The sequence below is a fragment of the Nonlabens ulvanivorans genome, assembly GCF_000732625.1.
Classification (GTDB): domain Bacteria; phylum Bacteroidota; class Bacteroidia; order Flavobacteriales; family Flavobacteriaceae; genus Nonlabens; species Nonlabens ulvanivorans.
In genome coordinates this window covers 40,350-54,051 of sequence record NZ_JPJI01000032.1, presented here as the reverse complement: position 1 = coordinate 54,051, position 13,702 = coordinate 40,350, and the positions used below count along the sequence as shown (strand labels likewise).

The following is a 13,702-nucleotide window of genomic DNA, read 5'->3' as shown; positions in this document are numbered from 1 at the left end:
AGTTGTGTGAAATACTGGATTCGAACCAGTGACCTTTACGATGTCAACGTAACGCTCTAAACCAACTGAGCTAATCCCACATTTTAAGGTGATAAATATAAACTGACTTTGTAATAATAAAGTTATAGAAAACAAAAAAGGCTGTCTAAAACAGACAGCCTTTTGTGGTACCTCCAGGAATCGAACCAGGGACACATGGATTTTCAGTCCATTGCTCTACCAACTGAGCTAAGGTACCTTTTGCTCTAAAGCGGTGGCAAATTTACATAATTTTATTTTTGTAAAAAGCTTTTTGCTAATTATTTTCATTTTTTTTTAAATCTACTTAATTATCTCTAATATCCGTTCTAATGCCATGCCTCTAGATCCTTTTATAAGTAGTACAGATTCTTGTGTTTTGTCAATGTTAAACTGCTTATTAAAATTCTCGAGGTTTTCAAATAATTGAGCTTGTTCACAGTTTACTTTTGAAAAGGCCTCACCAATTAAATAAGTTTGGTCTATTTGAAGCTGTTGTGTTAACTCAGCAATATTTTGATGTTCTGTCGTCGAGTATGTCCCCAATTCAAACATATCGCCCAGAATGGCTATTTTTTTACGTTCTGATTGTTTACTTAGGTTTTTTAAAGCAACAACCATGCTGCTAGGGTTTGCATTGTATGCGTCTAGTATTATTTTAAGATTTCCTTTTTGTATGATCTGAGATCTATTGTTATTAGGTGTGTAATGAGCGAGCCCTTTTATTATGTTAGTCGTACTCATGTTAAAAATTTGACCTACTGCAGCAGCGAGTAGCATGTTGTGATAATTGTATTCACCTACTAACTGTGTGTCGCATTGTTTGCCTTCAAATTCTAGACTGATGTAGGGCTCAGCTTTGATAAGCTTACTATCGCTACTTGTTAAAAAACGCTCGATTCCTTTAGATCTTTTTAATTGTTCTTTGTCCCAGTGACCTACAATCGCTGTTTTGTTATGTTTCCTCAAGTGTTCAAACAATTCGCTTTTGCCTATTCTTATATTTTCTTCACTACCGAAACCTTCTAAATGTGCTTTACCGTAATTAGTTATCAAGCCATAATCGGGTAAGGTGATGTTAGAGAGAGTTTCAATTTCTTTTAAATGATTAGCTCCCATTTCTACAATACCTATGTCTGTAGACTCATTAAAACTTAAAAGAGTTAATGGAACGCCTATATGATTGTTAAGGTTGCCTGCAGTTCCTTTAACATTAAATTGCTGGCGCAAAACTGATATGATTAACTCTTTGGTTGTTGTTTTTCCATTGCTACCTGTTAGAGAGAGAATGGGTATGTTTATTTTTTTTCTATGGTAAGTTGCTAATTGTTGTAGGTTTTTTAAAGTGTCTTTTACAACAGTGACTCTAGAGTCGTTCTCCCATTTCAGATCGCTGGAAACTGCATGGATAGCTCCTTTGCTTAAAGCTTGTTCTACATAAGTATTACCGTCGAAGTTCTCCCCTGATAAGGCATAGAATAATTGACCGTCAATTATCTTACGAGTATCAGTCTGAACGCCATTGCTGGTTAAGAATATTTGGTATAATTCCTTCATAAAAGTAATGCATAAAAAAAGCCCTTAAAAATAAGGGCTTCTTTTTAATTTATAAAGATTCGCAGAATTAATTACGAGGTCTTTTGTTTTTCTTTGATTTAGAACCTACACGTGACATTGCGCATCGGAAACCTAGGTCATCTTTTGCCATGTCTTGTGGATAGAATCTGCGGGATGCAGGATCTAACCAATAAGCTCTATCTCTCCATGAACCACCTTTGATAACACGAACTTCGTTATCGATGAGTGTTGTACGAGTGTTTTCTTGATCGTATTGTCTGTCTAAAGTACCTAAGGAATCAGAGTCCACTGTGTGCAATGGAGAATCATACATTCTTTTGTTATCTTCTAATTGATCAGTGTTGTCAAAATACTTAGAAGAACGACGGTCACCATCACGGAAGTCACGGTTGTCACTTCTGTCAAAGTTTGTTCTTAAATAAGTTTCGTTTTCATCAACTTCTACCTGTTGGATTTCACCAGGTAATGCTCTAGCGATAGTTTTACCATTACTTAAAGTGTCATAAACGATTGAGTCAGCTTCTACGACAGCAATCATACCATCAGCACCAATTTTATTTTTTGTGTATTGGTTACCACGATAGTAATTAAAGTCATTAAATTCATCATCAACGATTGGACGATAAACATCAGCTACCCATTCAGAAACGTTACCAGCCATGTCGTATACACCAAATTCATTAGGTTCATAAGTCATAACTTCAGCAGTAATATCTGCTCCATCATCACTCCATCCTGCGATACCACCATAATCTCCATCACCTTGCTTAAAGTTTGCCATGTGGTCTCCACGAGTCTGTCTCTTACCGCTACGAGTATACTGACCATCCCATGGGTATTTCTTTCTACCACGATAAGCGTTATATTCTCTTTGAGAAACTTCAGCAAGTGCTGCATATTCCCATTCTGCTTCGGTAGGTAGTCTGTATCCAGGTAAAATAATACCGTCTTTACGAGTTACGTAAAGTCCAGATGCCTCGCCGCCACCTTCACCTTGCTTTGCAGCTTTTTGTGTTTTTCTTTTTTCTAATGATTCACTTCTTTTACCTCCACGAGTCTTTTCGTCATCTCCTCCATAAGCTAGAGTAGGCGCATTTAAATAGGTCTCAGTGCTGAATGTAGATCCAGCTTCTTGATTAGCTAAAGCATCTTTAGAAGTAAATCCTTCTTGATTAAGAATTAATTCATTTACACGATCTGTTCTCCATTCTGAAAATTCAACAGCTTGAATCCAAGTCACACCTACTACTGGGTAGTTTTGGTATGCAGGGTGACGTAAGTAATTCTTAGTCATCTCTTCATTGAATCCTAAACGGTTTCTCCATACTAGAGTGTCAGGTACCGCACCATTGTAAATATTACGATATTCTTCATCTTCTGGAGGGAATACACCTTTTATCCAATCTAGCATCTCAAGATACATACCATTAGTAACTTCAGTTTCGTCTATATAGAACGACTGAACGTGTTGCTGGTTAGGAGTGTTGTTCCAATCATGCATAGGATCATCTTTTACACGTCCCATTGTGAATGTTCCTCCTTCAACAAATACTAATCCTGGTCCAGTTTCCTGCTCCTTGTATTTAGTATTTAATTCAAAACCACCGTTTTTACCGGTAACGTCCCATCCAGTTCCTCGAGATGTGCTAGAATAATCGTTTCCACCACCACCACAGCTCACTAGTGCCACACCAGCGATTAGTGTAAATACTGCTTTTAATGCAAAGTACTTCTTCATTTTAAGATATTATTTTGAAAAATGTCTCGCAATATAACAACTTCGGAGAAAACCAAAAGCATAAATTGTTAATATTCCCATTACATTTGTCGTTCCATGTTTTTAAACGAGCTTGAATGCCGTTTATTTCATGAGTGTTCACATTTTTTTAAGTTTTTATTTTTTATACTAGATTTTATAAATAGACGTTATCGGTTTGATGAGATATATTTTTTTAATAATTGTTAGTTTTCCCCTTTTACTAATGGCTCAAGGCCAGAAAGAAGAGTTGAAATGGCAGCCTGCTTTAAAACAGTCGATTGGTGATTATACGGTTTTAGTTCCGTATTTTGAAAATGGATATCAGTTTAATGGTTCTCAAATTTGGTTTTCTAAGTCTATTGAGACTTCATCTTTGGTTAATGAATCAAGTTTGGTTTTAGAGAATTTACAAACAGAGGTCTTATCAAACAGTGAACTTGCAGATCTGGATAAAGAATTTATTGTTGATGGATTGCAGTATAGTTTAAGAAATGCGCTTTCGCGAAAGCGTAATTATGCACAAATAAGAGTGTCTCCTATATTCAAGGATGGAAATCAATATCGTAAGGTTGTATCTTTTACTCCATTTTTTACAGATGGAGAACCAATATTTACTACTAAATCTACTAATTATGGGAACTCTTTGCTTACATCAGGTGAATGGTTCCGCTTTAAAGTAGAGAATACGGGTGTGCATAGAATCACCAGGTCTTTTTTAAGTGGTCTAGGTATAAATGTGAGTGATATTGATCCTCGTACGATTAAAGTTTATGGAAATGGTGGTCCATCATTGCCTTTAGTAAATTCTCAAACTGTGGCTTATGATCCTGCGGAGATTGCAATTAGTGTGCGAGGTGAAAATGATGGTAGTTTTGATAGTGGCGATGAAATTTTATTTTATGCCACGGCCGCTAACTCTGAATATATCTTGGAAAACGATAGTCATATTAATCCTTATACGGATGAATCATTTTATTATATAACTATAAGTTCAGGTAATGGTAAACGTATTTTGCCTTTTGTACAACCTATGGGTACTCCTGCAATTACCTATGATTATTTTCACGCTAGACAACATCATGAAATTGATGAAAGAAATATAGGGCAAATAGGTCGCATATGGTATGGTGAACGTTTTGATTTTGAGCCAGAACAGACTTTTGAATTTGAATTTAACAATGTGATAGGTTCAAGACCAGCAAGTTTAAAAGTAGTGACAGGTGCCATATCAGACATTGGTAGTTCTTTTACTTGTGAGGTTAATGGCGTGTCTGCGGGAACTATAGGTCATTTTGGTTTAGCAGGTGTTAATACTTTGGTTTCAAGAAGAGGACAATTGATTGCAAATAATATTAATGTTACTAGTGATGATGTTGATGTGAAAATTACTTTTGAAAATTCTGGAAATCCTGGTGCCGAAGGCTATCTAGATTATATAGAGTTAGAGGTGCCTCAATCTTTAGTAGGGATAGGTGAGTCATATAGGTTTAGAAATACAGAAGCTGCTTTACAGCCTGGAGTTGTGCAATTTCAGTTTTCTAACGCTACTAGCATTTCTGAAGTTTGGAATATATCAGATCCTTATAATGTCACGACCGTTTTGAACAATACTAGTGATGCTAATTTTTCTTTTGTAGATAACGGTGGTGAGGTAAAGGAATACATTGTCGTGGATAATAATGATTTTTTTAATCCTATCTCAGTTTCAAATAGACGAGTAGCAAATCAGAACTTGAAAGGAACCATTTTTATTGATAGCAACGGAAATTTTAAGGATATAGATTATTTAATTATTACTCCATCATTTCTTGAAAGTGAAGCCCAAAGACTTGCAAATTACCACATTACTTCTAGTAACTTAAATACTAAAGTTGTGACTCTTTCAGATATCTATAATGAGTTTTCTGAAGGAGAACAGGATATTGCAGCAATCAGAAATTTTGTAAAATATGTTTATGATAATGCTTCTAGCCCTGCAAATAGAGTGAAGTATTTAAATATGTTTGGTGACGCTAGTTTTGATTATAAAAATCGTATTTCTGTAAGAGAAAATATTGTTCCTTCATTTCTAACGGCTGAGGCCACGTCACTTACACAGTCTTATGTGACAGATGATTTTTTTACATACATGAATCCTAATGAAGGAAATGTAGCTACTAATAACTTGATGGATTTGGCGGTAGGACGCATGATTGTTACCGATATCACAGAAGCGAGGGAAATGGTTGATAAAGTTGTAAGCTATACTGCGCAGCCAGCTTTTGAAAGATGGCGCAATGATGTTGTGTTAATAGGAGATGATATCGATGATCCGCAAACAGATAGTAATCTTCAGGTTAATGTAAATGATCTTGCTGATCAAATAGAATTGAACAGGCCAGATTATAATGTGCGTAAAATAATGATGGATAGTTATCAGCAATTGAGTACAGCTGGTGGTTTTAGGTATCCAGACGTAGAGGAAGCTGTGAAAAATGCTTTTGAAAGAGGTTCGTTAGTGATTAATTATTTTGGTCATGGGAATGAAGATGGCCTTGCTCAAGAGTTTATTGTGACACAGTCATCTGTTGAAAATTTACGTAATCCAAATAATTTACCGTTGTTCATAACTGTAACTTGTGAGTTTACAAGATTTGATAATCCTTTAAGACCTAGTGGTGGGGAAAAAGTATATCTTAATCCAGATGGTGGTGCGATAGGTTTAGTAGCTACTAATCGATTAATCTTTATTTCTACTGGAGTCACCTTAAATCGTACTCTAGATCAATATTTGTTTTCATATAATAACGCACAAGCTATTTCAATGGCCGAATCTCTTAGGCTTGCCAAAGTAGATCCGGCGCTTAATAATGATGCAACCAGAAGAGTTGTTGCGTTTATAGGTGATCCAGCCTTAAAACTTGCAATACCAGATCCTAATGTTGTATTAACTGCCGTTAATGGAAATCCTATAGCAAGTAATACTGATGTGTTAAGAGCGCTAGATCCTGTTGTGTTAAGTGGAGAGGTGCACGATTTACAGGGGAATTTAATACCTAATTATAATGGTGAGGTTTCAGTGACTGTTTTTGATAAAGAAATTGATCGCACTACCTTGGGGAATGATGATGCTAGAGATTCGACGGGTCAATTAATTCTTTTAGATTTTAAGCAGCAAGGCGAGGTTCTTTTTAGAGGTCAGGCTACGGTAACAAATGGTGTTTTTGATGTAAATTTTGTAATGCCGCTCGATACTCAGGTTCCTATAGGTAATGGTAGGATCTCTTTTTATGCAAAAAGGGATGGTGTTCAAGAAGATAAAAATGGTTATAACTTAGATGTTCGCATAGGTGGAGTTAATACAGCCGCTCCTGCCGATGATATAGGTCCTGAGATTGACTTGTATATGAATGATACTAATTTTGTGAATGGTGGAATTACAGATGAAAATCCATTTATTTTAGCTTTTTTAAGTGATGATAATGGGATTAACACATCTAGTGGTATAGGTCATGATATTACTGCAACATTAGACGGTAATGATGTAGATCCCTTTATACTTAATGATTATTATGAGGCAGACGTAGATAACTTTGCTCGTGGTCAGGTTTATTTTCCACTTAGAGATTTAGAGCCTGGATTGCATACCTTAAAATTAAAAGCTTGGGATACCTACAATAACTCTGCAGAACAAGAAATACAATTCATTGTTGCAGAAAATGACGGTATTAAACTAGAACGTGTCCTTAATTATCCTAATCCATTTACTACTTATACAGAGTTTTGGTTCAATCATAATAAGCCATTTGAGCCATTAAATGTTCAAATACAAGTAATGACTATTTCTGGGAAAGTTATTTGGAGTAAGAATCAGTCAGTGACGACGACTGGTTTTACCTCTAGAGAAATTACATGGGATGGTACAGACGATTTTGGCCAGCGATTAGGAAAAGGTGTCTATATTTATAAGATAACAGTAAAGTCTACGTTATCTAATCAGCAAACCAGTAAGGTGGAAAAGCTGGTGATATTGTAACTCGTAAGGATTAACATATATTTGTTTCAGATTAATAAGCATTGATGAAAAAAGTTTTTTTAGTATTTATCGCTTTAGTTTTAGCGGTGCCTAGCATAAGTAACGCTCAAGATAACGATACAAGAGTAATAACCACAGCACTACCATTTTTAAGAATTGCTGGTGATGCACGTTCTGCCGGTTTAGGTGATATGGGTGTTGCCACCAGTCCAGATGCATGGTCCCAACAATGGAATCCATCCAAATACGCATTCGGGTTACGAGAGCATAAATTTGGGGTTGCATACACTCCTTATTTAGGGAATCTAGTGAACGATATTGCGATTGCACAATTAGTTTATGCAAATCGTATTAATGATAATAGTGCCTTTGCAGGTAGTTTAAGATACTTCAGTTTAGGAAGTATTACTTTAAGACAAGATCAAAATGATCCTGGACGTGAAGAAAGTCCTAACGAGTTCGTATTAGATGGTACCTATTCATTGAAACTTTCTGAGCAATTTGCACTTGCAGTAACAGGTCGTTTTTTAAGAAGCGATTTGAGAATACAAGGTGTGGATAGTGATGCAAGCGCAGCAAATAGCTTTGGTGTTGATATATCTGGTTACTATCAATCAGAAGAATTAGCTCTGGCAGATTTTAATGGACGCTGGAGAGGTGGATTTAATATCTCTAACATCGGTCCTAAAGTTTCTTACGATGAAGGTGGACAAGAAAATTTCATACCAACCAATCTTGCATTAGGTGGTGGATTCGATTTTATCCTTAATGACGGTTTTAGTAAGATAGGAGTAACTGCTGAGGTTAATAAACTTTTAGTTCCTACACCACCGATAAGGGAAGATGGTGATGATAATAATAATGGTGTTTCTCGCGAGATTATCTCAGGACAAGATGACGATGTAACTTTTATTAATGGTATTTTTCAATCTTTTGGTGATGCACCAGGTGGTTTTAGTGAAGAGCTTAGAGAATTTACATGGGCATTAAGCGCAGAGTATACTTATGATGACAGTTTTGCGTTAAGAGCAGGTTATTTTAATGAAGCAGATGATAAAGGAGCTCGTAAATTTCTAGCCATGGGCGCAGGATTTGAGTTTTCTTCAATCGGTATCGATTTATCTTACTTGTTCTCTACTAGTCGTGTAAGAAGTCCTTTAGAAGGTACACTTAGATTTGGCTTGACCTTCAATTTTGGAGACGAGTATACAGAATACTAGATCATTTGAAAAAAATAGAAATCCATACTACGCTGGAGGCTTACGATGATATGTCTGAGCTTGATAGTAACGTGCAGTCTTTAATGCAGCAGTCCATTACAGCACGTCATAATGCATATGCCCCATATTCAAATTTTACGGTAGGGTGCGCGATTTTACTTGAGAATGGAAAAGTTATTACAGGAAATAATCAAGAAAATGCCGCTTACCCATCAGGCCTTTGTGCAGAGCGAGTAGCTATCTATGCAGCAGGTGCTCAATATCCTGGCGTGGCGATTAAAATGATGGCGCTTACAGCAAGTCCTATTGATGATTCTCTTACTGTTCCTGTACCACCATGCGGTGCTTGCAGACAGGCCATTGCAGAGTATGAAAACAAACAACAAGATTCTATTCCTATATATTTTATGGGAGCTTCAGGCACTATTGTAAAGTCAGATTCCCTTAAAGATTTACTACCACTTATCTTTGATAAGAGCTATCTATAACGTTTTCGGACATTTTTAACCCTTCAATAGGTTTTTCATTACCCTTTTTTGGTCTATTTTTGCTTTGAGCTGTGAAAGTTAAGTAGTACTATTGTTGTATTAATTCGCTTTCGCGAAAGCGCACTTAAAACAACCACTTAAATGAAAAAAGTCACTAAAGACGTACTTCTCAATTGGTATGAGGAGATGCTTTTCTGGAGAAAGTTTGAAGATAAACTAGCACAAGTTTACATACAACAGAAAGTTCGTGGATTCCTTCACCTTTACAATGGACAAGAAGCAATTCTTGCCGGTTCTCTGCACGCGATGGACCTTACTAAGGATAAAATGATTACTGCTTATCGTAATCACGTACAACCTATAGGTATGGGAGTAGATCCTAAAAGAGTCATGGCAGAGCTTTATGGAAAAGCAACGGGTACCTCACAAGGATTAGGTGGATCAATGCATATTTTTTCAAAAGAGCATCGTTTCTATGGTGGTCACGGTATTGTAGGAGGACAAATTCCTTTAGGTGCTGGAATTGCCTTTGGTGATAAATACCATAATGTAGATGCGGTAACACTGACCTTTTTTGGTGATGGCGCAGCACGTCAAGGTTCTTTACATGAGGCTTTTAATCTAGCAATGTTATGGAATTTACCGGTAGTTTTCTGTGTGGAAAACAATGGGTATGCGATGGGTACAAGTGTTGAAAGAACAGCAAACCATACTGATATTTGGAAATTAGGTTTAGGTTATGAAATGCCGTGTGGACCTGTAGATGCGATGGATCCAGAAAAAGTTGCAGAAGCAATGTCTGAAGCGATAGAAAGAGCTCGTTCTGGTGGTGGACCAACTTTCTTAGAATTAAAAACATATCGATATAGAGGTCACTCGATGAGTGATGCACAGCACTATCGTACCAAAGATGAAGTAGCTGAATATCAAAAAATAGATCCTATTACTCAAATAAAAGACCGATTGATGAAAGATCACGGTGTTACTGAGGAAGAGATAAAAGAAATGGGGAAAAGAGTAAAATCTCGCGTTGCAGAATGTGAGAAGTTTGCTGAGGATTCTCCTTACCCAGATAAAAGCGTTATGTATGACGCTGTTTATGAGCAAGAAGATTATCCATTTTTACCATCAAAATTATAATTCATGGCAGAGATTGTAAACATGCCACGATTGAGCGACACCATGGAAGAAGGTGTAGTTGCAGCGTGGTTGAAAAACGTAGGTGATAAGGTTGAAGAAGGTGATATCCTTGCTGAAATTGAAACCGATAAAGCAACTATGGAATTTGAATCATTCCAAGAAGGTGTTTTATTGCATATAGGTGTTCAAGAAGGAGAAACGGCTCCAGTAGATCAGTTGCTTTGTATCATAGGTGAAGAAGGAGAAGATATCTCTGGACTGCTTAGTGGAGAAGCTAGTACTGCCTCTAATGACGCAGCTGCTGAAAAAGAAGAGTCTGATGAATCAAAGACTTCTTCTAGTAAAGAATCTAATTCTGATAATGAACTTCCTGAAGGCGTAATTATTATAAATATGCCTCGCCTTAGTGATACTATGGAAGAAGGAACGGTAGCATCATGGTTAAAAGCTGAAGGCGATGCTGTTGAAGAAGGTGATATTCTTGCAGAGATTGAGACCGACAAAGCTACCATGGAATTTGAATCTTTCAATGCAGGTACGTTATTAAAAATAGGAATTCAAGAAGGTGAAACGGCAAAGGTTGATGCCTTGTTAGCAATCATTGGTCCTGCAGGTACAGATGTTTCTGGAATAAATATCGATGCGAGCGCAAAAGCGGCAGCTCCTAAAAAAGAAGAGAAAAAAGAAGAGAAAAAAGAAGTTAAGAAAGAAGAGAAAAAAGAAACTTCTAAGGTGTCAACGCCAGCTTCATCGAGTTCAAACACCAGCTCAAATTCAAGTTCAAACTCTTCAGGAAGAATTTTTGCTTCTCCACTTGCTAAGAAAATGGCTGAGGATAAAGGAATTGATCTTAATCAGGTTTCTGGTTCTGGTGAAAATGGACGTATAGTAAAAAGCGATATAGAGAACTTTAAACCTAGTGCAGGTGGAAGTGCTTCTGCCAGTTCATTTGTTGCGGTTGGTACAGAAACTTTTGAAGAAGTTCCTAATTCACAAATGCGCAAAACGATTGCAAAGCGTTTGGGTGAGTCTAAGTTTACTGCACCACATTACTATCTAGGTTTAGATCTAGATATGGATAATGCAATTGCTAGTAGAAAAGCTATTAATGAATTGCCGGACACTAAAATCAGCTTTAACGATATGGTAATTAAAGCGGCAGCAATGGCGTTAAGATTACATCCTAAAGTAAATACACAGTGGACTGATAAAAATACAATTATTGCAAAGCATATTCACGTTGGTGTTGCTGTAGCGGTAGATGATGGGCTTCTTGTTCCTGTATTGCCATTTGCAGATCAGATGAGTATGCAACAAATAGGAGCAAAAGTAAGAGAACTTGCTGGTAAGGCACGTAATAAAAAATTACAACCTGCAGAAATGCAAGGAAGTACATTTACAATCTCTAATTTAGGAATGTTTGGTATTACAGAGTTTACTTCAATCATTAATCAGCCTAATAGTGCAATCATGTCCGTAGGAGCTATTGTGCAAAAGCCAGTCGTGAAGAATGGTCAGATTGTAGTAGGTAATGTGATGAAAATTACACTGGCATGTGATCATAGAACGGTAGATGGTGCAACAGGCGCAGCATTTTTACAGACGTTTAAATCGTATATAGAAAACCCTATAGTGATGTATGTATAACATCAACTAATATTTATGGAAAAGCCGAATCGAGAGATTCGGCTTTTTTGTTTCTAGGATTGAAATGATTGTTACTCATTTTCATTAAAATACCTATTAACCTAACTAACCATACATCACAAAATACCTATATTTAAACTTTAAAATTATACTATGAAAAGAATCGTACTTATACTATCGGCAGCAGTTCTTATTGCTAGCTGTGGTAGTCAGGGCAATAAGGTGGCTAAGTTAGAAAAAGCAACAGGTACTATGTCTGAAGTTTTACCTAAGGTTAAAATACCTAAAGCAAATGCATCTCAAATTGCAGCAGATGTATCTTTTCTTGCAAGTGATGATTTAGAAGGTCGTGATACCGGTTCAGACGGTATTCTTGCAGCTGCTAAGTATCTACAAAACCGATTACATGAAATAGGTCTACAACCGTATAAAGGTGACTTCTTTGATGATTTTGATGCAAAAGGTGCTCAAGCTTTTAATGTAGTAGGTATGTTGCCAGGTACAGATGGTGTTTTAAAAGATGAAATAGTAGTAATAGGTGCACACTACGATCATATCGGTTTTATGAAAGCGGTAGCTGGTGACAGTCTTGCAAATGGTGCAAATGATAATGCTACAGGAACAGCAAGTGTTTTAGCAATTGCGCAAGCGTTAAAACAAGTTGATTTTAATAGAAGAACTGTCGTTTTTGCATTATTCTCTGCAGAGGAAAAGGGACTTCTAGGTTCTAAACATCTTGCAAAACGTATGAAAGCCGAAAAAGAAAATGTAGTAGCTATGCTCAACTTTGAGATGATAGGTACACCTATGGTAGGTCGTGAATATATAGCTTACATCACTGGACATGATAAGTCCAACATGGCTAGTGTTTTTAATGCTGCAAATAATAATAGACTAGTAACTGGTAAGTTAGATAAAGCAGTAGAGTATAATCTATTCATGCGATCAGATAATTATCCATTTTTCAATGAATTTCAGGTGCCTGCACAAACTTTCAGTACGTTTGACTTTACTAATTTTAAATACTATCACCAGCCAGGTGATGAAGTATCAGAGGTAAACGCTCCACATATGGCTGCTGTAGTTGACGCAGTAATGCCTGGTATCATGGCGGTGGTAAATGATGAACGTCTTAAAATGATGGCAAATGAATAAAAATATTGTCATCACAGGTACCAGTCGTGGTATAGGATTTGAACTAGCACAATTGTTAGCTGATGCTGGGCATCATGTTATAACGCTTTCGCGAAAAACGAGTTCCATAGAAGCCTTAGAGCGCAATAGTATCATGTCCTTATCTTGTGATTTAACAAGTGAACAAAGTGTTGCTGAATCTGCAAAAGCTATTCTAGCAAAATGGGATCACATAGATATCTTGATTCATAATGCAGGTATGCTAGTGAATAAACCCTTTGAAGAATTAACAGCTCAAGATTTTCAAAACTGTTATGCGGTAAACGTATTTGGTGTTGCATCGTTAACGCAAAAGTTATTGCCGGTAATGACTAAGGATTCTCATGTTGTTGCTATTAGCTCCATGGGTGGAATTCAAGGTAGTGCAAAGTTTCCTGGTCTTGCCGCTTATTCAAGTGCAAAAGCGGCCGTAATCACTCTTTTTGAACTTCTTGCCGAAGAATACAAAGAAAACGGACCATCATTCAATACACTTGCCCTAGGAGCCGTACAAACAGAGATGCTAGAAGAAGCCTTTCCCGGATATAAAGCACCACTCACGGCTTCAGAAATGGCAGACTATATCATGAATTTTGCCCTTACAGGAAATAAGTTCTATAACGGTAAAGTAATGCAGGTGAGTGCAAGCACACCGTAGGGGATT

Annotated in this window: 9 protein-coding genes and 2 tRNA genes; 7 read left to right on the top strand and 4 right to left on the bottom strand. The window is 36.8% G+C overall.

The genetic code is table 11. The annotated features are described in order from the left end of the window. Positions 1 to 5: 5 nt before the first annotated feature. The 4 genes from IL45_RS07450 to gldJ all read right to left on the bottom strand — a co-directional run bounded on the left by IL45_RS07450 (position 6) and on the right by gldJ (position 3,334). Positions 6 to 80 (bottom strand) — tRNA-Val (locus IL45_RS07450). 85 nt (positions 81 to 165) lie between these two features. Then, positions 166 to 238: transfer RNA gene (locus IL45_RS07445), tRNA-Phe, on the bottom strand. Between the two features lie 83 nt (positions 239 to 321). Further along, positions 322 to 1,575: a UDP-N-acetylmuramoyl-tripeptide--D-alanyl-D-alanine ligase gene (locus IL45_RS07440; RefSeq protein ID WP_036582298.1), complete on the bottom strand. Its 1,254-nt coding sequence runs from the start codon at positions 1,573 to 1,575 to the stop codon at positions 322 to 324. Between the two features lie 67 nt (positions 1,576 to 1,642). Next, positions 1,643 to 3,334 carry a gliding motility lipoprotein GldJ gene (gene gldJ / locus IL45_RS07435; protein ID WP_036582295.1) on the bottom strand — a complete coding sequence of 564 codons (1,692 nt, stop codon included), beginning with the start codon at positions 3,332 to 3,334 and terminating at the stop codon, positions 1,643 to 1,645. Positions 3,335 to 3,533: 199 nt separating this feature from the next. Here gldJ and porU point away from each other — a divergent pair, with 199 nt between their 5' ends. The 7 genes from porU to IL45_RS07400 all read left to right on the top strand — a co-directional run bounded on the left by porU (position 3,534) and on the right by IL45_RS07400 (position 13,696). Beyond that, a complete protein-coding gene (porU, locus tag IL45_RS07430; protein ID WP_036582293.1) occupies positions 3,534 to 7,370 on the top strand; it encodes a type IX secretion system sortase PorU in 3,837 nt (1,278 codons plus the stop codon). 44 nt (positions 7,371 to 7,414) lie between these two features. Next, positions 7,415 to 8,590 carry a type IX secretion system outer membrane channel protein PorV gene (gene porV, locus IL45_RS07425; RefSeq protein WP_036582290.1) on the top strand — a complete coding sequence of 392 codons (1,176 nt, stop codon included), beginning with the start codon at positions 7,415 to 7,417 and terminating at the stop codon, positions 8,588 to 8,590. 5 nt (positions 8,591 to 8,595) lie between these two features. Further along, positions 8,596 to 9,078 carry a cytidine deaminase gene (gene cdd, locus IL45_RS07420; protein ID WP_036582286.1) on the top strand — a complete coding sequence of 161 codons (483 nt, stop codon included), beginning with the start codon at positions 8,596 to 8,598 and terminating at the stop codon, positions 9,076 to 9,078. Between the two features lie 141 nt (positions 9,079 to 9,219). Then, on the top strand, positions 9,220 to 10,218 hold the full coding sequence (gene pdhA, locus IL45_RS07415; protein WP_036582284.1) for a pyruvate dehydrogenase (acetyl-transferring) E1 component subunit alpha: 999 nt from the start codon (positions 9,220 to 9,222) through the stop codon (positions 10,216 to 10,218). A gap of 3 nt (positions 10,219 to 10,221) precedes the next feature. After that, positions 10,222 to 11,865, top strand: coding sequence for a pyruvate dehydrogenase complex dihydrolipoamide acetyltransferase (locus tag IL45_RS07410; protein ID WP_036582283.1), 1,644 nt, complete (start codon positions 10,222 to 10,224; stop codon positions 11,863 to 11,865). A gap of 153 nt (positions 11,866 to 12,018) precedes the next feature. Next, on the top strand, positions 12,019 to 13,020 hold the full coding sequence (locus IL45_RS07405; protein ID WP_036582281.1) for a M20/M25/M40 family metallo-hydrolase: 1,002 nt from the start codon (positions 12,019 to 12,021) through the stop codon (positions 13,018 to 13,020). Continuing rightward, on the top strand, positions 13,013 to 13,696 hold the full coding sequence (locus IL45_RS07400; RefSeq protein WP_036582278.1) for an SDR family NAD(P)-dependent oxidoreductase: 684 nt from the start codon (positions 13,013 to 13,015) through the stop codon (positions 13,694 to 13,696). The genes IL45_RS07405 and IL45_RS07400 overlap by 8 nt, the downstream gene beginning before the upstream one ends. The last annotated feature ends 6 nt before the right edge of the window (positions 13,697 to 13,702 follow it).